The organism is Pseudobutyrivibrio sp. LB2011, assembly GCF_000701765.1.
In the GTDB taxonomy this organism is placed as follows: Bacteria; Bacillota; Clostridia; order Lachnospirales; family Lachnospiraceae; genus Pseudobutyrivibrio; species Pseudobutyrivibrio ruminis.
Genome location: NZ_JNJS01000002.1, coordinates 488,327 through 509,073, shown reverse-complemented (window position 1 = coordinate 509,073; position 20,747 = coordinate 488,327). Strand labels below are relative to the sequence as shown.

The window sequence follows — 20,747 nt, the reverse complement described above, 5'->3', positions numbered from 1 at the left end:
AGGTTTGTTTCACTGTTCAGTTATCAATCTTCGTTTATTTGTTTTGCTCTGTGTGACTTGCTGTCCCTCAGTGCTCGATTATAATATCACCTGTAACTTCACTTGTAAAGCCTTTTTTGAGGATTTTATTAAAGTAAATCTATTCGCCAAAAATCACCTTTTTGTTTGAATTGTGTCAATTGTTTAAACATTTATCAAAACCCACTAAAAAAGCGGCTTTCACAAGCCGCTTTACCATTTTTGTTTTCTTATTATCAACTGTTCTAAAACAATCCAAATATTTTTTTCGTATATTCTTCTGTCTCAATGTTTTGCAAGGTATATCCAGTTTCAGCAATTGCAGCTGTAAGCTCGTCTTTATCTGGCTCTGTTTCAGATATAAATGTACTTACACCTTTTGCATATGAACTCTTTACCTTTTTTGCATCAGGAACCACTTTTCTAATCACATCATTAATATGAGCCTCACACATGCCGCACATCATTCCTTCAATCTTTAAAGTAACTTTTAACATTAATACTTCCTCCTATAATTAATCTATCTAAGAATTTCATCAATAGTCGATACTGTACTAAAGCTACCTGCATGTTCCCCTTATCCTTCTCCCATCTTTATTTATGATATTACCATATTTTAAGAAAATTAGACTTTATTCTCTCCTACATGATAAAATATCAGCAACAATTAAATATGTAATAGGAGGATTTCTAAATGAAAGATATCGTTTTAGGAAAAACTGGCATAAAAGTTCCTCAAAATGGATTTGGTGCATTGCCTATTCAACGTGTTAGCATTGAAGAAGCAGTTAGAATTCTTAGAAAAGCTTACGACGGTGGTATGCGATTCTTCGATACTGCAAGAGCATACAGCGACAGCGAAATCAAATTAGGTGAAGCATTTGGAACAGGCTATGTTGAACGTGAAGATATTATTATTGCAACAAAAACTGCTGCAAAAACACCAGAAGAATTTTGGAAAGATTTAGATACTTCACTAACAAACCTAAAGACCGACTATATCGATATATATCAGTTACATATGATGCCACAGTGTTTTAAACCAGGAGATGGCACCGGGCTTTACGAATGCTTAGTAGAAGCTAAGCGTCAAGGTAAGATTAGACATATTGGCGGTACAGCTCACAAGCTTGGAGTAGCAAAAGAAATCATTGAATCTGGTTTATACGAGACATTACAGTATCCAATGAGCTATTTAGCAACAGACAAAGAAGTCGAGTTAATCCATCTATGTAACAAGCATGAAATGGGATTTATTTCTATGAAAGGTCTAGCTGGCGGACTAATCACCAATTCAAAAGCTGCTATGGCCTTCATATCTCAATTCGATGGAGCCGTTCCAATTTGGGGTATTCAACGTGAATCTGAATTAGATGAGTGGCTTGCCTTTATGGATAGCACTCCTACCATGGATGACAGTATCAAAGCTTTTATCGATAAAGAGCGAAAAGAACTTATGGGTGATTTCTGCAGAGGCTGTGGCTATTGCATGCCTTGTACTGTGGGAATTCAGATAAACCAGTGCAATCGTATGTCTCTTATGCTTAGACGTGCGCCAAGTGCAAGTTGGTTAAATGAGTACTGGCAGGCAGAAATGGAAAAGATAAATGATTGTGTTGAATGTGGCAAATGCATGACACATTGCCCATACGAATTACAGATTCCAACACTTTTAAGAAAGAACCTCGAAGATTATCATGAAGTTCTTGCAGGAAATAGAAAAGTTCAATAACACTAAAGGCAGCCTAGCATCGCTAGACTGCCTTTTATTAAACACATGTATTAAAGATTCTCACCATTTGATTCGATTACGTTCTTGTACCAATCAAAAGATTTCTTCTTTCTACGAGCAAGAGTGCCTGTTCCATCGTCGTATTTTTCTACATAAATGAAACCGTATCTCTTTGCCATTTCACCTGTTGATGCACTAACCAAATCAATACATCCCCATGGTGTGTAGCCCATCAAATCTACACCGTCCTCTACTGCCTTTTTCATTTCTGAAATATGCTTTCTGAGGTAATCAATTCTATAGTCGTCGTTTATTGAACCATCAGCCTCAATCTCGTCCTTTGCTCCAAGTCCATTTTCAACAACCATAAGAGGAATACGATATCTGTCATAGATTTCATTAAGAGAATATCTAAGTCCTTGTGGGTCAATCTGCCATCCCCAATCTGATGATTCAAGGTATGGGTTCTTTCCGCCTGCAATAAGGTTTCCTTCGCCCTTATTTGCCTCTGGATCACCACTGATTACATTTGACATGTAGTAGCTGAATGTATAGAAGTCAACAGTACCCTGCTTAAGAATTTCTGCATCTCCTGGCTCCATTTTGATTGTGATGCCATGCTTGTCCCAAATGCTCTGAGCATATGCTGGATATTCACCACGAACCTGAACATCTGAACAATACCAGTTTACTTCTCTCATATGCTCCTGATTTGCAATAATATCAGCAGGATTGCATGTTGCTGGGTATGATGTTACGAAGCAAATCATGTTACCTAACTTGTACTCAGGATAATTGTCATGGGCATACTTAACTGCAAGTGCTGATGCAACAAACTGATGATGAAGTGCCTGGAATCTCTCCTGTGGCTTATTTGGAACTTCTGTAACAGGACCTGAATATCCCTTGATAGTACCTGTAGATAAAACTGCACCAAGTGGCATTGTACCTGCATTGATTTCGTTGAAAGTTAGCCAATACTTTACCTTTCCTTTATATCTTGCAAAGATAGCCTTGCAATAATTCATAAAGTACTCGATAAGCTCTCTGCCCTCCCATCCGTTGTATTTCTCAACAAGAGCATATGGCAACTCATAATGAGAAATAGTTACAAGTGGCTCAATACCATGCTTTTTGCAGCAATCAAAAACCTTGTCATAGAAAGCAAGACCTGCCTCGTTTGGCTCTGATTCCATTCCTGTAGGGAAAATTCTAGTCCAGTTAATTGATGTACGGAACACCTTGAATCCCATTTCAGCAAAGAGTGCAATATCTTCTTCATAGTGATGATAAAAATCTATTGCCTCATGTGAAGGATAGAGAGTACCCTCTTCGATTTTAGTAGTTACACGCTTTGGAGTTGTGTGGCTTCCATTTGTGCACATATCTGACACAGATGCTCCTTTACCATCTACGTCCCATGCCCCCTCAAACTGGTTTGCGGCTACTGCGCCTCCCCATAAGAAATCTTCTCTAAATGTACTCATTTTAAAGCCTCGCTTTCTAAATATTTCATAAGCCGGGTTGAAGTTAATCCTTCAACCCATTTTTATAACTATAGTAATGTAATAAGTGTATCACCTACTGCAGCTGAAGCAGCATCTGTAGGAATAACGTCATCATACTTTGGTGTATTTGTAATGATAACTGGTGTATCAACAGAGTATCCTTCTGAAGTAATATAATCAATATCAAATTCTAATAAAAGGTCACCCTTCTTAACTTTATCTCCCTGCTTAACCTTTGGTTCAAAGCCTTTACCCTCAAGCTTAACAGTATCCATACCTACATGGATGATAATTTCTGCACCCTTGTCAGTTGTAATACCGATTGCATGACCTGTTGCAAAGAATGCTGTAATTGTACCATCTGCTGGAGCGTAAACCTTTCCTTCTGATGGAGCAATTGCAATACCCTTGCCCATTGCACCTGAAGAGAATGCTGCATCAGCGATGTCTGATAACTGCTTTAATTCACCTTTGATTGGAGCTACAAGTGTCTCAGCCTGTGCTGAACCTTCAACCTTTACTTCCTTCTTTGCTGGAGCGTCATCCTTGTAGAAAATAAGCTCTGAAAGGAATCCTGCAACTACACATGCTAAAGTAACAACGATTGAGATAATCATACCTCTTGTATCATTTGTAGAAGTATTTACATATGCTGGGTATGCGAATACACCCATACCTGCCATCTGGTATGCCTTTACACCCATTGTACAAAGAACTGCACCTGCAACGCCTGCGATAACACATGTACGGAAGAATGGAGCCTTCTTTGGAAGTGTAAGACCGTAAATAGCTGGCTCAGTAACACCTGCAAGACCAGAAACGAATGCAGCTGGTGCAAGTGACTTAATCTTTTTATCCTTTGTCTTGAGCCAGATACCAAGAACAGCACCTGTCTGAGCAAATGTTGTACCAAGCATAGCTACAAGAATGATATCCTCACCTGATGTTGAAAGGTTTGATAATGCGATTGGTACAAGTGACCAATGAAGACCAAACATAACAAGTATCTGCCAGAAGAAACCAACAACTGCACCCATAAGGATTGGGCTTAATGCATTTAATGTATTGAAGAACAATGCAAGTACGTTAGCAATTGCAGATGCAACTGGTCCAATGATAAAGATTGTTAATACGAATGTTACAAACAATGTGATAAGTGGAACACCGAATAACTTGATTGTATCTGGAACAATTTTCTTAACACACTTGTTTTCAAACCATGCAGCAAATGCTACTGCAAGGATAACAGGAATAACTGATGATGTATAGTTTCCTGAAGGTGGCATTGAAACTGGGATTCCAAATAAGTTTGAAATATCATAATCTCCGCCTGTCAAGTATGGATAAACCATAGCAAGACCAATGAGTAAGCCTTCCATCTCTGGAAGCTTGAACTTCTTTGCTGCTGTCATACCAAGAATTGGTGGTAAGAAGTAGAATGCTGCGTCGCCAAGTGAGTAAAGGAAGTTGTATGTTCCGCCTGCTGCAGACATAACCCCAATTGCTGTAAGAAGAGCAAGTACACCCTTTAAAATACCGCATGCACAAAGCACTCCAAGGAATGGTGTGAACACGCTAGTAATGATGCTAATGAAAGCATTAAATGGATTTTGCTTTCCTGTTGATTCGATTTCATTTCCACCTGCTAATGCAGATTTGCTTTCAAGATGTCCTACGCTGATAACTGCGTCGAATACCTGTGGTACATGATTTCCAATAACTACCATGTACTGACCGCCAGACTGAATTACTGTAACGATTCCGTCTGTCTCTTTTAAAATGTCTGTGTTTGCTTTGCTTTCGTCTTTAAGTGAAAATCTGAGTCTTGTTACACAATGTGTAATACTTTGAATGTTGTCTTTTCCGCCCACATTCTGGATAATGATGCGAGCCAAGCCATCATATTTGCTTGCCATAATTTGTTTCTCCTTTTTCTCTTATATACTATACAGCCCCTGCGCACTGGACTGAATATTACCTAATAAAAAAACCCGCACGACAAAGCTATAGCCTGATTGACTATATGATTATCGTACGGGTCTAGCCGACTCTAACGCCGTAACCATCCCTGGTTAATCTCTATCTGTTATTCGAGCAATGTGTACTGTAAGGTACAACATTTCTTCGTCTGTAAGCTTTTCTGGATATTTTGATTCCATATAGCTTTTAATACGTGTGGCACAATTGTATGCCTCTGGGAATCTCTCCATAATTATTTCGAAGATTCCTGGATCCTGAGGTTCGTAATAAGCATTACGCTCAGCTCTCTGCAAAAAATATTTCAGATGAGTGATGAATCTTTCATATGAGAAGGAATCTTCATCCAAATCTTTCTTGTATGTATATTTAACTATGCTGATGATGTCATCGATGATTTCCGGAGCTTCCATAGTGTGATGGATGTTTCCATCTAATTCCGCATTTACGATATGAAGTGCAAAGAAGCCAGCCTCATCTTCTGGAAGTTCAACTCCAAGCTTGTCCTTTATAATTTCAAGGGCATGACATCCTAGGTTGTATTCAACTTTATAGTAGTTTTTGATTTCCCACAAAAGCTTGTTTTTTAAAAATGTACCGCTTTTGCTTCGTTCTATAGCAAATCCCAAATGGTCTGTGAGAGTGATGTAAATGTTGTTGCAAAGTCTTTTGCCAAGATTCTCAGATGCATATTTTATTATTTCATCTGCAACCTGAATCTCTTCGTACGGCATTTCAGAAACCAGCTTTAAGAACTGTTCATTTGCTTTTTCCATTACAAAGGTCTTTTCGATTTTGCTTTCCTCAAGCTCATCTCCTGGACGCTTCTGAAAACAAATTCCACAGCCTGTATATATTATTTCATTTCCGTTTTCATCTGATGCCAATGCAGCATTGTTGTTAAGAACTTTTTTAATTTTCATAAATACTCTCTTATAAACAAAAAATGACCGAACCTACCCCACCAAAAATAAAAGTCATACACACGACTCTGGGATATGATTCAGTCTTGCCTGTACGAACATCGAACAGTAACAATCCGAAATTTGTTATGCAACTACTTTACATGGAAATCCCTCTCCTGTAAAGAGCTGCACACAAATTTTGGAGTTTTGCAAAAAAGTGCTTTTGCCTTTTTGTACAAATTCACAATTAAAACACAATTTTATTTAAGGATGGCATTAGCAATGTCGTGTCTCATATATTTATTTTCAAAATCAATCCACTCTGTTGCTTCATATGCTTTTGCTCTAGCCTCTACTAAATCTTTGCCGAGAGCTGTGATACCAAGCACACGTCCACCGTTAGTAACGATTTCTCCCTTGTCATTTTTAGCTGTTCCAGCATGGAAGCAATAATAATCCTTGTTGTTGAACTTTTCGAAACCTGTGATAGGGAATCCCTTTTCGTACTTTACAGGATAACCATCTGATGCAAGAACTACACATACAGCTGCCTCATCTGAAAACTTAAGATCAATCTGATCAAGCTTTCCATCAATACAAGCTTCCATAACATCGATAATATCATTCTGAAGACGTGGAAGGACAACCTGAGCTTCTGGGTCGCCAAATCTAGCATTATACTCAAGAACCTTTGGTCCCTCTTCTGTGAGCATAAGACCAAAGAAAATTACGCCCTTAAACTCTCTTCCCTCAGCCTTCATAGCGTCAACTGTAGTCTGGAAAATATTCTTCTGGCAGAAATCCTCAATTTCCTTTGTGAAGAATGGGGATGGAGAGAAATTACCCATTCCACCAGTGTTAAGCCCTGTATCACCATCGCCTGCACGCTTGTGGTCCTGGGCTGAAGACATGATTTTTACTGTATTACCATCAACAAATGAAAGCACAGAAACCTCACGACCTGTCATGAATTCCTCTACTACCATTGTATTGCCGGCATCACCGAATTTCTTGTCCTGCATGATTTCTGCAACACCTGCAACCGCATCCTCATGTGTCTCACAAATAAGAACACCCTTGCCGAGAGCAAGTCCATCTGCCTTAAGTACGATTGGATATTTGCAAGTTTCAAGGTACTTTAAAGCCGCCTCAGGATCTGTGAAGTTCTCATAACCCGCTGTTGGGATATTATATTTTTTCATTAAATCCTTTGAGAAAGCCTTTGAGCCTTCAAGGATAGCAGCATTCTTTCTAGGACCAAAGCAACGAAGGCCAGCTTCCTCAAACTTATCTACAACTCCACCTACAAGTGGGTCATCCATGCCAATTATTGTCAAATCAATAGCATTTTCTTTTGCGAAAGCTACAAGCTTATCAAACTCCATCGCTTTAATATCTACGCACTCTGCAAGCTCCGCAATACCAGCATTACCTGGTGCACAGTAAATCTTCTCAACCTTAGAGCTTTTAGAAACAGCAAGCGCAATTGCATGCTCTCTTCCACCGCTACCTACAATTAATACTTTCATTCTTATTCTCCTATTTTTACCTTTCCATCAACCACAGATACACATCCACGGGCAATTAAATCGATTGCGCGTGGCATAATTATCCACTCAGCCTGCTCCATTACTCGGCGCTGAAGTGTTTCTGGAGTATCATCCTCCATTACCTCTACAGCCTTCTGGAGAATGATTGGGCCAGTATCTGTACCTTCATCCACAAAGTGGCATGTTGCTCCAGTGACTTTTACACCACGTTCAAGAACCCCTTCATGAACCTTCAATCCATAAAAGCCTGTACCGCAAAAACTTGGAATCAAAGATGGATGAATATTAATGATTCTATTTCTGTACTGACGAATCATTTCCTCCGGTATTACTACTAAAAATCCTGCCAATACAACTAGATCTACATTATATGAATTCAATTTCTCCAAAAAAGACTTATTAAATGCTTCTCGATTCTCATAATCCTTAGGCGAAATACAAACCCCTTCGATTCCCGCCTTTGCAGCACGCTCTAAAGCATATGCATTTTTATTGTTAGATATAACAACAGCTATTTCAGTGTTATGAATCTCGCCTGAGTTAATCTTATCAATGATTGCCTGGAGGTTTGTGCCACCTCCAGATACGCAAACTGCTATTCTCATTAAACTAAATCTACTCCCTTTTCTCCGTCAACAATCTTACCAACAACATATGGTGTGTCCCCAGCAGAGCGCATAGCTTCCATTGTCTTATCAACATCAGCTGGATCAACTGCCACAATCATACCAAGTCCCATATTGTATGTGTTGTACATCATCTGCTCAGAAACATTACCCTTCTTAGCCATAAGCTTGAAGATTGCAGGAATTTCATAAGAATCCTTCTCTACTACAGCACGCTTTCCTTCTGGAAGCATACGTGGAATATTCTCGTAGAAGCCGCCACCTGTAATATGTGAGCAAGCCTTTACTCTAACACCTGCATCCTTTACTGCCTTAAGTGCCTTAACGTAAATACGTGTTGGAGCAATTAAAGCCTCTCCAAGAGTTGTACCAAGCTCATCATAATATGTATCAAGACTTTCCTTTGTCATATCGAAAATCTTACGAACAAGAGAGAAACCATTTGAATGAACACCTGTAGAAGCCATACCAATAAGTACATCTCCATCCTTAAGTGTTTCACCTGTAATAATATCCTTTTTATCAACAATACCTACTGCAAAACCAGCAAGATCATATTCCTCCTCAGGCATAAGACCTGGATGTTCTGCTGTTTCACCACCTACAAGGGCGCAGCCAGACTGCTTGCATCCTTCTGCTACACCGCTAACGATTGTAGCAATCTTTTCAGGGATGTTCTTTCCGCATGCAATATAATCAAGGAAGAAAAGTGGCTCTCCACCTGCACATGCAACGTCGTTAACACACATTGCAACAGCATCAATTCCGATTGTGTCATGCTTATCCATAAGGAATGCAAGCTTTACCTTTGTTCCACAACCGTCTGTGCCAGATAAAAGAACTGGCTCATCCATGTTCTTAATGGCGCTTAAATCAAATGCTCCTGAAAATCCGCCAAGGCCGCCAAGTACCTCTGGTCTCATAGTGCCCTTTACAAACTTCTTCATGAGCTCCACTGACTCATATCCTGCCTCGATATCTACTCCTGAACTCTTGTAATCCATGTTTCTCTCCTTTGTTTCTTGTTCAAAATTTTATAAATAAAAGGAAACCCTTAATTAAAAGAGTTTCCTTCTACATATCTACAAAAATGATTTATAACCCTCAGCTTGAAGCTGGCTGTCTTTTTTCTCAACTGATTCTTTCTGCTCTACGATAAAATCGTGGAGTTTGCTTGCAAGTGCAGAGTCCGCCATAGCAAGCATTTTAACTGCAAGAATACCTGCATTTGCACCACCGTTGATTGCAACTGTAGCTACAGGTACACCTGTAGGCATCTGAACAATGGAATAGAGCGAATCTACACCACCAAGGTCGCTAGTCTTCATTGGGATACCAACAACAGGCCCTTCGAATAATGCTGCACACATACCAGGCAAATGTGCTGCCTTGCCTGCTCCAGCGATAATAACCTGAACGCCTCTATCCTTTGCGCCCTTTGCATACTCAAAGAAAACATCTGGCTCACGATGAGCTGAGATAATTCTCATCTCGTAATCTACGCCAAATCTCTCAAGTACTTCTACAGCCTTTGCCATTACCGGCATATCACTGTCGCTACCCATAACTATACTTACCTTTGCCATTCCATTATCCTCCATATATCTCGCAAGTCACGGCAACAAGCCTTAGTATTTCTCCACTCGACTAGAACGTCTCGCTTGAGAGATCTAAGAGCTTGTGGCCTACTTGCTATTTTTACATATCTAATGCCTTGTTGAGCTCTTCGGTACCAGCAACTACAAAGCGACCTTCGCGTATGATTGGAAGCTCACGGCCATCTGCTGTAATAACTGTGATATCCCCTAACTCATAGTAAGGAATTGTAATATCTGTGTGGCAATTAAAATATGCCTTTGAAAAGTCCGTCTTACGAAGTAGTGAGCAAGAATTGTCTCTTGCGATACATTCCTTGCCATCTGGATTGTACATAGGTACATCCTCGGCGTGAGAATAGCATGTATCACCTACTGCAAAGTGTGGACCTGTTTTTTCTGCTATAAGGATTGGAAGCTTATCTGCAATGGAGTATTTCTGTCCCATTACAAAAGCTCTGGTATTTGTTCCGATAGCAAACTCTCCCATAGGAAGAGTGTCATGCTTATGCAGAACATTGTCGTAAATATATTTTTTATTTTCTTCTTCAGTTTCAAAATTGCTACATGTGTATGAAACAATCTTGCCATCTTCAAACTTCATTTCAAGATTGCGGTATCCAAGCTCATTAAGATATACCTGAGTGACATGAAGAACACCATTTGTTCCCTCAAGCTCTGGGCTTGTGAATACCTCACCAACTGGGATATTAACATCTGCAACACAGTTCTCGAAATTAGTCTGGTGCGCAGGGTCATCCAAGTGATGAAGCTTAACTGTAATATCAGTGTGATTGTCTCCACGACCTGTAATGTGAACCTTTTCACCTTGGTCTAATACGTCGATGATATGCTGCTGAATATTCTTGTATAACTCATAATCCATTGTGTTAACAGCAACTGTCTCGTTAAAGATTTCATTGAAATCCTTACCAATCTCAGGGATAGGATAAGCAATAATTGTAAAGCTACGCTCTTCTCCCTTGATGTATTGATTGTTTATCTGACCATTCTGGCTTGCATAGTAAACATTAAGCTCATTTTGCTTGTCAGAGTATACTGCATTTGCATCTCTATTAGCTGGTTCAAATGGAACCTCTCCAAATGTCTCGATGACAGCTGGGCCACCATATACTGCAGCAAGCTCCTTGTGCTTTTCAAGAGTGTTCTTTTGAACCTCAAGGAATCTGTCTGCCATGCCCTTATCCCAATAGTATGCTCTGTCATCCTTGTGATCATACTCGCACTGCTTGTTAGGTACGCTTGAGAAAAGGTTGCGAGATGATGTGCCACCAAATCTAACAGTAGCTGCAAGGCCTGCTTCGTCGAAAAGGCGAATTGCTTCACGAGTCATAAGCTCAAATCCAACCGGAGCATTGACACCAACTGTATCTTTGATAGAAATATCCTTGCCAGTTACCTCAAAGCCTTTGATGTAGCCCTGAACGTAAGTCTGTGCCATAGCCACAACATCTTCGTGTGGAAGGCTACGCAAGTGGGCTGCAATTCCAAGCTCATTTGGTCCGATATACATACCATATTTGTACATATATCTATCATCTGAAAGATCGTCCTCCATGATGATTCTTGTGTAGAAATCATATTCAGGATCAACCATTGATATAATCTGCTCTGATAAGAACATCTGGCAATAATCATGCTTGAATGAGTAAAGAGCATTTAAAATGCTTTCACGACGATATTTATCTTCGTCCTCGATTTGGCATTCTCCATAAAGCTGAAGAAGAAGCTCACAATAGATTGTAAACTTATCAACTCTACCTGCAAAAGCAGCTTCGATAATGCTTGCGATAGAATAGAATGCTGCCGAAAGAGGCCCACCTACTTCTTCACCAAGCTTTTCTACTGCATATGTAGGGCAAAGAAAGCTATTCTCATAATTATCTTTTTCGTAAATAGAAAAAATAGTTTTATTGTCCGCCTGACACTGCTCGAGACTGCGCTCAGCAAGTGTTCCATCGATAGCTTTATTCATGATTGGAAGAACCGTCATCACAAAATCTGCCACCTGATTAAAATATGCCTGAAGATTCTCAGGTAATTCTTTATCTTCTTTTATCTGAGATATGCGCTCTGTAGCAAGCTCAAAGCGTTCCATTATATCGTCAGACTCTTTGTAAAAAGTACTGCTCATATGCTAACCTCTAATCAATCCAATAATAAGTGTTGCAATCCAAACTATCATAATAACTGAGCTGATAGCAAGGCATACAATTCTGTATTTAAGCTCCGTCTTAGTCTTCATTTGGCCCACATTGTAAACAAATGCTCCAAAAGCTACGAGAAAGCCTAAAGTTCCAAGGCCGCCGCCAAGCCAGCGAGGTGTCTCGCCTGACATATAAACTGAGGCGGTAATAATGCCACCATATATAATTAGTGAAATCAACGAAACTCCTGCTGAATACATAGCTTCCATTGGCAATGCTTTTAATTGATTGCCATAGGAGCTTCGTCTGTGAAAACGACTACGTGCCATTTACTGAACTCCATATTCCTTATAATATGCATCGATACGTGCCTTCATATCGTCGTCGATAACGACCTTGCCCTGGCACTCTCTGTTGTAAAGATGCTCTACAACTTCATCCATTGAAACAATTGCGCCTGTTTTGAAACCGTATGTTTCTGCAACTTCATCAAGTGCTGTCTTTGATTTGTCTCCTGAAAGACCAACCTCCTGGCGATTTAAAGAAACCATAAGGCCAACAATTGTAACATCACCCTGAGCTCTAACGATTGGAACTGTTTCTTCCATGCTCTTGCCAGATGTTGTAACATCCTCAATCATAACAACTCTGTCGCCGTCAGAAATCTTGTAACCAAGAAGTGAACCCATATCTGCTCCATGGTCCTTTTCTTCTTTACGATTACTGCAGTATTTGATTTCCTTGCCATAAAGCTTGTAAAACGCTTCAGCTGTGATGACTGCAAGAGGAATACCCTTGTATGCTGGTCCAAAAAGAACATCAAAGTCCTCGCCGTAAGCATCGTGAATTGCCTTTGCATAATACTCGCCAAGGCGCATAAGCTGGCTACCTGTAACGTAGGCACCTGCATTCATAAAAAAAGGAGACTTACGCCCGCTCTTCAATGTAAAATCACCGAATTTGAGGACGTCAGACTCCACCATAAACTCTATAAATTGTGACTTGTAGCTTTCCATACATTAATCTCCTATCGAAAACCCAAATATTTTTCAAAAACCTCTCAGATTGTAACATACACAGCCATTCATTTCAATTATATGTTAGAATAAGTCCATGAGAAAAAAAGAACTTGCTTTATTAGTAATTGAACGATTAGAAAAGGAATATCCATATAGCGATTGCACACTGGATTACGATGATGCCTGGAAGCTTCTGGTGTCGGTACGTCTTGCAGCCCAATGCACAGATGCAAGGGTCAATGAAATAGTACCTCACCTATACGAAAAGTTTTCTACAATTGATTCGTTAGCAAATGCTGATGTAAATGAAGTAGAAGCAATTGTTCGTCCATGTGGCCTGGGTAAATCAAAGGCAAAGGATATCGTTGCTTGCATGAAAATGCTTCGAGACGTGTATGATTCAAAGGTTCCTGACACTATGGAAGAGCTTTTAGCACTACCTGGAGTTGGTAGAAAATCTGCAAATCTCATTTTGGGTGATGTATTCGGCAAACCTGCAATAGTAACTGATACACATGCAATTCGACTTTCTAACAGAATTGGTCTTGTAGATAATGAAAAGGATCCAACTAAGGTAGAGATGGCTCTCAGAAAGATTGTTCCACCAGAGTCTGGGAATGATTTATGCCATAGGCTTGTGGATCATGGCCGTGCAGTTTGTACTGCCAGAACAGCTCCTTACTGTGATAAGTGCTGCTTGGAAGATATTTGCAAAAAACGTATATAATATAAAGAAGCTTTGCTACAAAACTGTAACAAAGCTTCTTTTTTATAATTGAATAGTATATTGTTTTTCAACTGATGTATATCCTCTGTTATCTGCAACCTTAATCCAAACAACATAAGTTCCTGAAACATTAGGATTGTAATTTCCATTTATCTGAATTGAATAATTCCAATTATCAACTTCTGTACCATCACTGTATCTTGCGCCGATAAACTGCTTAAGAGCCTCAGCATCCATTCCAACATATCCGTGAATAATTCCATCACCCGAATCCTGCTTCAAGTACTGTGTAGGAACAAGGTTCATCCACGGATTATATGCAGCTTCTTCTGTAGGATCATAGCCAATAAGACCTGCATTTACATCAAGCTTAACAGCTGCTGGTCTTCCAAGTGGTCCTGGATTTGCAGCATCATCGTAAACAATTACAGGTGTGCCAGCCTTACAGTTGTCATAAATCCACTTTAAATCACCAACCGCCATACGAACACAGCCCTGAGATGCGCCCTGGCCTAGCATATTAAACTGAGTACCTCTGAGAGAGTTAACTGTAGGTGCAGCATATGGAACTGAATGGAAAAGGATATGTCCATTAAATCTAATAGCATAACGTCCATAGCTATTTCCAAAGAGCTCTCTCCACTCGTAATAATTAGATGTAGTAAAAGAACCTGTTGGTGTATCTTCAATATTTGCTCCAACTGAGCATAAATAAGCCTTTACTGGTATTGTGTACTGCCCCTGTGCATCAAGAGACATTACAGTAACAACATTAGCTACACGATTTACATATAAAGCATATGGGGTAGCAGCTTTTGCTTCAATAGAAGTGCTTCTGATACTAAAGAATAAAGATAAAACTAGTGTGATTGCGATAAAACTTTTTTTGTGTCTGAAAAACATATATAACCTCTCTAAAAAAACATACTTGAGGATTATATGAAGTTTTCAAAAACAAATCAAGCATAAATATTATTTTTTATGAAATTTTTGAATATTGGAAAATTTATAACAAAAAGATGCCTATAAAATGTGAAAGAGACGCCAGCGGAGCGTCTCTTTCAAAAGGGAGAATAATGTTATGAAAAAATTGTATCTCTCTCGAGATGAGTATATATTAACTGAAAATTTTGTTTAAGTCGTGTAAAAGTTGTGAATTGTCTGTGAATTCTCAAATCTTACTGAATACTCTCTACCTTAATTGTATTTGTGTTACCTACGTTACCATCGATTGGGCCACCTGTAAGAACTACGCGGTCTCCGCTCTTAAGGTTAAGCATCTGCTTAGCACGGCCAACTGCATGATAGAACATAACATCAAGTGATGTGAACTTATCAACGAGAACTGGTGTAACACCCCAGCTAAGTGCAAGCTTTCTCCAAACCTTTTTGTCTGTAGTCATAGCGATAACATCTACTGGACAACGGAAACGGCTAACACGCTTTGCTGTGTAACCAGACATTGTGCAAGCAACGATAGCCTTTGCCTCAACGTCGATAGCCATTGAACATGTAGAGTGGCAAACAGCATCTGGAATAGAAGCGATTGCGATGTCATCCTTGTGGAAACGACCATTGTAGTTGATGTCGTTCTCTGTAGTCTCTGCGATTTCTGCCATTGTAGCAACAGCCTGTACTGGGAACTTACCCTGAGCTGACTCGCCTGAAAGCATGATTGCAGAAGTTCCATCGTATACAGCGTTAGCAACGTCAGAGATTTCAGCACGTGTAGGACGTGGATTTGTAATCATAGACTCAAGCATCTCTGTAGCAGTAACAACTCTCTTACCAAGCTCACGAGCTCTTGTGATAAGCTGCTTCTGAACTGCTGGAAGGTTTACAAATGGGATTTCAACACCAAGGTCACCACGAGCAACCATGATACCGTTAGCAATTTCAAGAATCTCATCAACGTTATCAACACCTGGCTGATTCTCGATCTTAGCGATAACTTCAACATCCTTACCACCATTCTCATCAAGGAATGTTCTAAGCTCGATCATATCCTGCTTTGTTGAAACGAATGATGCAGCGATGAAATCGATGTCATTCTCAAGACCGAAAAGGATATCCTTCTTGTCCTGCTCTGAAAGGTATGGGCCTGACATAACCTTGTTAGGGAAGCTCATTGACTTCTTGTTGCTCATAGTACCGCCGGCTGTACACTTTGTAATAACATCGTGGCCTTTGATTTCTGTAACTTCGAAGAATACGATACCGTTGCAAACTGAAAGTACATCACCTACGTTAAGATCCTTGTGAAGGTTCTTGTGAGTAACTGATACTCTAGTCTGATCACCTTCTACATCGTCAGTAGTGAAGATGAATGTGTCACCTTCGTTAACTGTAACTGAGCCATCCTTAAATGTTTTGATACGATACTCTGGTCCCTTTGTATCAAGCAAGATAGCGATTGGCATGTTAAGCTTTTTGCGGACTTTCTTAACTAAATCCATCTTCATGCCCTGCTCCTCATGATCACCATGAGAGAAATTCATTCTTGCTACGTTCATTCCGGCCTTAGCCATAGCTGTAAGAGTCTCCTCATTCATGCTGGCTGGTCCGATTGTACAAATAATCTTTGTCTTTCTCATTCTACAAAACTCCTCTATTTAGACTAAAACTTAGTTAACCTAAAAAATAAAAAAATCCTATCTATAATAGCATTAATTAAATTTTAAGTAAACATTTATCCTAATCATTTCTTATTATATATTAAAAAAAGTGTCCTGTGAAACTAATAATCACAGAACACTGTTTTTTAACTATTTGTTCATATTTTATGCCATGAGCATACGGAACATGTCAATTACCTGCTCCTTTGTAGCCTCACGAGGGTTTCCTGGGTAGCAAGCATCATTAAGAGCATCTGTTGCAAGCTGGTCTAAATCCTCTTCCTTGATCTTATCAAGAGTTTTTGGAATACCTACATCCTCAGAAAGCTTCTTAACAGCTGCGATAGCTGCATCACGGTACTCATCCTGTGACATGTTATCAACGCCTTCTACTCCCATAGCTCGAGCAACCTCGCGAAGTCTCTCCCCAGTATACTCGCGATTGAATTCCATAGAAATTGGAAGGAACATAGCACATGCTACGCCGTGTGGTGTATCATAGTGTGCTGAAAGTGTGTGAGCCATTGCATGGTCAATACCTAGACCAACGTTTGAGAAGCCCATACCAGCAATGTACTGGCCAAGAGCCATGCCCTCACGGCCTTCCTTTTTGTTTTCAACAGCATCGCGAAGATTCTTTGAAATAAGACGAATAGCCTCGAGATGGAACATATCTGTCATCTCCCATGCTGCCTTTGTTGTATATCCTTCAATTGCATGTGTAAGAGCATCCATACCTGTAGCTGCAGTAAGTCCCTTTGGCATAGAAGACATCATCTCTGGGTCAACAACTGCAACGATTGGCATATCATTTGTATCTACACATACAAACTTTCTTTCCTTTTCAACGTCAGTAATAACGTAATTGATTGTAACCTCTGCTGCTGTACCTGCTGTTGTTGGAACTGCGATAATAGGTACGCATGGGTTCTTTGTAGGTGCAACACCTTCAAGTGAACGAACATCTGCAAACTCTGGGTTTGTAATGATGATACCAATTGCCTTTGATGTGTCCATTGATGATCCGCCACCGATAGCAACAATACAATCTGCACCAGAAGTCTTAAATGCTTCTACACCATTCTTTACATTTTCGATTGTTGGATTTGGTTTAATATCTGAGTATACGCCATAAGGAATACCTGCTTTATCAAGTAAATCTGTAACCTTAGCTGTAACTCCAAATTTAATAAGATCTGGATCTGAAGCAACAAATGCTTTCTTGAAGCCATGAGCCTTAATCTCATTTACTACTTCCTGGATTGCACCAGCACCATGATAAGATGTTGGATTTAAAGAAATTCTGTTAGCCATAACAATACACTCCTTTTTTGTAACAAACATTGTGTTAAAAAAATAACACACCCTACGATTGATATTTTATCATCATAGGGTGTGTCAATATAAGTTACAGATATACGTATGTGTAACATTTTCATAAAATTCACAAATCGCTAAAATAAAGGCTTTCTAAACCAAATCAATCTCTTTGAATAGCTTGTGTAACATATCTGGCATTGCATCTATCATTAAATCAGCCAGCTCTTCCTCCGACTCTTTCATGCCCTTCATAAGCCACTGAACGGTCATGTAAATAGAAGCCTGACAATACATCTCAAGAAGCTTTCTCATATGTTTATCAAGATTATCACCAGTCTTCTCTCTTATCAAATCACAGTAGAACTCGTAAATCATGATAAAGTCATGATCCTTGAGATTGTTCTGGTCGTCCCCCTTAAAGCCTGCTGTAAAGAATAATCTCTCCTGCTTTATGTATGCAAACTTTTTAATAAGACCTTCACGAATAGTTTCGCCCTGTCCCATCTCCTTAAAGGACTGCTCCAAAAGCCTGTCGAAGTACCAATTTATAAGGTCATATTTGTCGATAAAGTTGCGGTAGAAGCTTTGTCTGGAAACACCACATACGTCCACAATCTGTTTGACTGTGATGTTTTCAACTGATGTTGTTTTCATGCAGGTTTTCATAGCTTCTGCCAGCTTGTATTTGATGTCTGATTTCATAATAAAACCTCCCGCAATCATTCTAAATGACTAAGGGAGGTTTTACAATTATATATGTACTTATGCCAATAGCTTTCGAAACTCCTTTAGCCCTGCCACTTCACCTGCAGCCACCAACTGAGCACCGATGTTGCCAAGGGCTGTAGCCTCTGATGGGCCAGCTATTACAGTTTTTCCAGTTGTTTCTGCTGTGAGTTTATTCAAGTAGCCAGCTTTTGAGCCTCCACCAACTACGTTGATAATATTAAAATACTTGCCTGTAATCTTTTCTACCTCATAGCAGGCCATTTTATAACATACCGCCAGAGACTGGTAAATAACCTTAGCCAGCTCTCCTGGTGTTTCAGGAATCTTCTGTCCTTGATTTTTGCAGTATTCTTTTACTGCATCAATCATGGAAGCAGGTGCTAAGAAGACTTCAGCATTTGCATCTACTATAGAATCTATATCTGCCTGCTCTGCTAAATTACAAAGCTCAGCAAATGAATATTCCTGGCCTGCTGCAATCAGCTCATTTCTTACCGACTGAATCATCCAAAGTCCCATGATGTTTTTAAGGAAACGGAAACGTCCTTCATAACCACCTTCGTTGGTGAAGTTGGCTTCCATTGCCTCTTTTGTGCATATGGCCTTCATGTTCTCACTACCTAAAAGTGACCATGTACCTGATGAAATATAAAGTACATTGTCGGATGTGTTAGGGACTGCAAATACAGCTGATGCTGTGTCATGAGTAGGTGGAAGCACAACCTTGCAGTCGAATCCCACTTCTGCCTTAACTGAATCAGAAAATATGCCAATGCATGCGCCTGGCTGCTTAATCTCTTCGAATAAATCCTTATTGAAACCTAGCATCTCAATAAGTTCATAGTCCCAGCTCTTAGATTCTGGATTGAGGAGCTGTGTTGTAGAACAATTGGTGTATTCATTCGACTTAACACCAGTCAATAAATAGTGCAGATAATCTGGAACCATCAAGAAGCTATTGGCATTCTCAAGATAGCCCGCCTTTTTATCTGCCATAAGCTGATATATGGTATTGAAAATAGCCTTTTGAATTCCAGTGCGCTCATATAGCTTATCCTCAGGAATGATTTTATAAACCTCTTCGTCCATTCCAGCTGTTCTGCTATCGCGATATCCAAAACATGGGCGAACCACATTATCATTTTCATCTAAAAGAACATAGTCCACTGCCCATGTATCAATGCCCATTGAGGTTGGGATTTTTCCAAGCTCCTTGCATTTCTTTAAGCCAATAATTATCTGTCTAAAAAGCTCATCAATATCCCATCTCTTATGACCATCCACCTCAATCATTCCATTGGAAAAGCGATGGATTTCCTCTAAAACCACTTTGCCATCTTCAAGATGGGCAAGCATATGCCTGCCCGAAGATGCCCCAATATCTACCGCTAAATAGTAATTTGCCATTATCTTTCTCCAATAACATTGCTCTTCTTTTCGTATAAGCATTCTTCATTAATCTGAACGCCAAATGGTGCATTTAATGCTCTAAACTCATCTGGCTGAATTGTCTGGCGCTTCTTATTTGTCATAGAAAGAACCTTTACAAGAACCTCTGCCGCCTTTTCTACTGTGTGCATAAGACCGAATGCAATATCAAAATCAGTACCGCATACAAACATTCCGTGATGAGCCCAAACAGCAACATCCTTTGTTGCCATGATTTCAGATGTTGCAACTGCAATATCTCTTCCGCCTGGAACCATCCAAGGTACTACTCCGATTCCCTGAGAGAATACGATTGGGCACTCTGTAGCCATCTCCCAGATTTCTCTTGTGAAGATTTCATCCTCAAGCGGAAGAACATATGTAAGAGCAATAACATTTGTTGGATGACAGTGATATACAACGCGAATCTCAGCATCTCTCTTCTTGCAAACCTCAAGGTTCATAAGGTGTGATGGAAGTTCTGATGTTGGTCTGCCACCATTTACGAATCCCCATACGATTCTGTATTTGCTACCAGTCTCATCTACTTCAATAATTCCTATAGAATCTGTTGGATCGATAATTACATTTCTAAAATACTTTCCAGAACCTGTAACAAGGAAATACTCTCCTGCTAAATCCTTAACTTCTGTTCCGATTTCTCTCCAATCCCCTGCTACAAACTCTTCCTTTACGCTTTCTACTTCCTCAGGCTTAATTCTATAAGAAAGGTTTCCGCCATTGCGCTCATGCCAGCCCTGCTCCCAGCCGTCATTTGCCATTCTCATAAAACCTTCTACAAACTTTGCTTCTAATACTTTCATTTCTAT

At 39.7% G+C, this 20,747-nt stretch carries 19 protein-coding genes; 2 read left to right on the top strand and 17 right to left on the bottom strand.

The window, feature by feature from the left end; all coding sequences use genetic code 11:
* Positions 1 to 263: 263 nt before the first annotated feature.
* The gene (locus tag T375_RS05820; RefSeq protein WP_044936103.1) at positions 264 to 515 is read right to left on the bottom strand and encodes a heavy-metal-associated domain-containing protein; all 252 of its coding nucleotides are present in this window, start codon (positions 513 to 515) and stop codon (positions 264 to 266) included.
* Positions 516 to 712: 197 nt separating this feature from the next.
* On the opposite strand from T375_RS05820, the gene T375_RS05815 reads away from it, so the two are divergent.
* On the top strand, positions 713 to 1,750 hold the full coding sequence (locus T375_RS05815) for an aldo/keto reductase (protein WP_044936100.1): 1,038 nt from the start codon (positions 713 to 715) through the stop codon (positions 1,748 to 1,750).
* A 50-nt stretch (positions 1,751 to 1,800) separates the two neighbouring features.
* Here T375_RS05815 and T375_RS05810 read toward each other — a convergent pair whose 3' ends face one another.
* From T375_RS05810 to pyrE, 10 genes are all read right to left on the bottom strand, one after another.
* Entirely contained in the window at positions 1,801 to 3,237 is a 1,437-nt protein-coding gene (locus T375_RS05810) for a glycoside hydrolase family 1 protein (protein ID WP_044936097.1), read from the bottom strand.
* Between the two features lie 68 nt (positions 3,238 to 3,305).
* Positions 3,306 to 5,174, bottom strand: a complete 1,869-nt coding sequence (locus T375_RS05805) for a beta-glucoside-specific PTS transporter subunit IIABC (protein ID WP_044936095.1) — start codon at positions 5,172 to 5,174, stop codon at positions 3,306 to 3,308.
* 156 nt (positions 5,175 to 5,330) lie between these two features.
* Positions 5,331 to 6,158 carry a BglG family transcription antiterminator LicT gene (licT, locus tag T375_RS05800; RefSeq protein WP_044936092.1) on the bottom strand — a complete coding sequence of 276 codons (828 nt, stop codon included), beginning with the start codon at positions 6,156 to 6,158 and terminating at the stop codon, positions 5,331 to 5,333.
* A gap of 242 nt (positions 6,159 to 6,400) precedes the next feature.
* Positions 6,401 to 7,669, bottom strand: coding sequence for a phosphoribosylamine--glycine ligase (gene purD, locus T375_RS05795; RefSeq protein ID WP_044936089.1), 1,269 nt, complete (start codon positions 7,667 to 7,669; stop codon positions 6,401 to 6,403).
* Between the two features lie 2 nt (positions 7,670 to 7,671).
* Entirely contained in the window at positions 7,672 to 8,295 is a 624-nt protein-coding gene (gene purN / locus T375_RS05790) for a phosphoribosylglycinamide formyltransferase (protein ID WP_044936086.1), read from the bottom strand.
* Complete coding sequence (purM, locus tag T375_RS05785; protein WP_044936082.1) at positions 8,295 to 9,320, bottom strand: phosphoribosylformylglycinamidine cyclo-ligase; 1,026 nt, start codon at positions 9,318 to 9,320, stop codon at positions 8,295 to 8,297. Before purM ends, purN begins: the two co-directional genes overlap by 1 nt.
* Before the next feature lie 78 nt (positions 9,321 to 9,398).
* Positions 9,399 to 9,902, bottom strand: a complete 504-nt coding sequence (gene purE / locus T375_RS05780) for a 5-(carboxyamino)imidazole ribonucleotide mutase (protein WP_044936079.1) — start codon at positions 9,900 to 9,902, stop codon at positions 9,399 to 9,401.
* Positions 9,903 to 10,014: 112 nt separating this feature from the next.
* The gene (locus T375_RS05775; RefSeq protein WP_044936076.1) at positions 10,015 to 12,066 is read right to left on the bottom strand and encodes an aminopeptidase; all 2,052 of its coding nucleotides are present in this window, start codon (positions 12,064 to 12,066) and stop codon (positions 10,015 to 10,017) included.
* Positions 12,067 to 12,069: 3 nt separating this feature from the next.
* Positions 12,070 to 12,408 (bottom strand): hypothetical protein, encoded by a 339-nt coding sequence (locus T375_RS05770; protein WP_044936073.1) that lies wholly within the window; start codon positions 12,406 to 12,408, stop codon positions 12,070 to 12,072.
* Positions 12,409 to 13,095, bottom strand: a complete 687-nt coding sequence (gene pyrE / locus T375_RS05765) for an orotate phosphoribosyltransferase (protein ID WP_044936070.1) — start codon at positions 13,093 to 13,095, stop codon at positions 12,409 to 12,411.
* Between the two features lie 97 nt (positions 13,096 to 13,192).
* Here pyrE and T375_RS05760 point away from each other — a divergent pair, with 97 nt between their 5' ends.
* Entirely contained in the window at positions 13,193 to 13,825 is a 633-nt protein-coding gene (locus T375_RS05760; RefSeq protein WP_044936068.1) for an endonuclease III domain-containing protein, read from the top strand.
* 42 nt (positions 13,826 to 13,867) lie between these two features.
* Here the strand turns inward: T375_RS05760 and T375_RS05755 are convergent, their stop codons facing one another.
* From T375_RS05755 to rhaD, 6 genes are all read right to left on the bottom strand, one after another.
* Positions 13,868 to 14,728, bottom strand: a complete 861-nt coding sequence (locus T375_RS05755) for a L,D-transpeptidase (RefSeq protein WP_049960312.1) — start codon at positions 14,726 to 14,728, stop codon at positions 13,868 to 13,870.
* A gap of 275 nt (positions 14,729 to 15,003) precedes the next feature.
* Positions 15,004 to 16,419 (bottom strand): pyruvate kinase, encoded by a 1,416-nt coding sequence (pyk, locus tag T375_RS05750; protein ID WP_033151523.1) that lies wholly within the window; start codon positions 16,417 to 16,419, stop codon positions 15,004 to 15,006.
* A gap of 186 nt (positions 16,420 to 16,605) precedes the next feature.
* The gene (fucO, locus tag T375_RS05745) at positions 16,606 to 17,754 is read right to left on the bottom strand and encodes a lactaldehyde reductase (RefSeq protein ID WP_044936064.1); all 1,149 of its coding nucleotides are present in this window, start codon (positions 17,752 to 17,754) and stop codon (positions 16,606 to 16,608) included.
* 156 nt (positions 17,755 to 17,910) lie between these two features.
* Positions 17,911 to 18,462: a TetR/AcrR family transcriptional regulator gene (locus tag T375_RS05740; RefSeq protein WP_197019839.1), complete on the bottom strand. Its 552-nt coding sequence runs from the start codon at positions 18,460 to 18,462 to the stop codon at positions 17,911 to 17,913.
* 60 nt (positions 18,463 to 18,522) lie between these two features.
* Complete coding sequence (gene rhaB / locus T375_RS05735) at positions 18,523 to 19,896, bottom strand: rhamnulokinase (protein ID WP_044936058.1); 1,374 nt, start codon at positions 19,894 to 19,896, stop codon at positions 18,523 to 18,525.
* A complete protein-coding gene (gene rhaD / locus T375_RS05730) occupies positions 19,896 to 20,741 on the bottom strand; it encodes a rhamnulose-1-phosphate aldolase (protein ID WP_044936056.1) in 846 nt (281 codons plus the stop codon). Before rhaD ends, rhaB begins: the two co-directional genes overlap by 1 nt.
* Positions 20,742 to 20,747 lie beyond the last annotated feature (6 nt).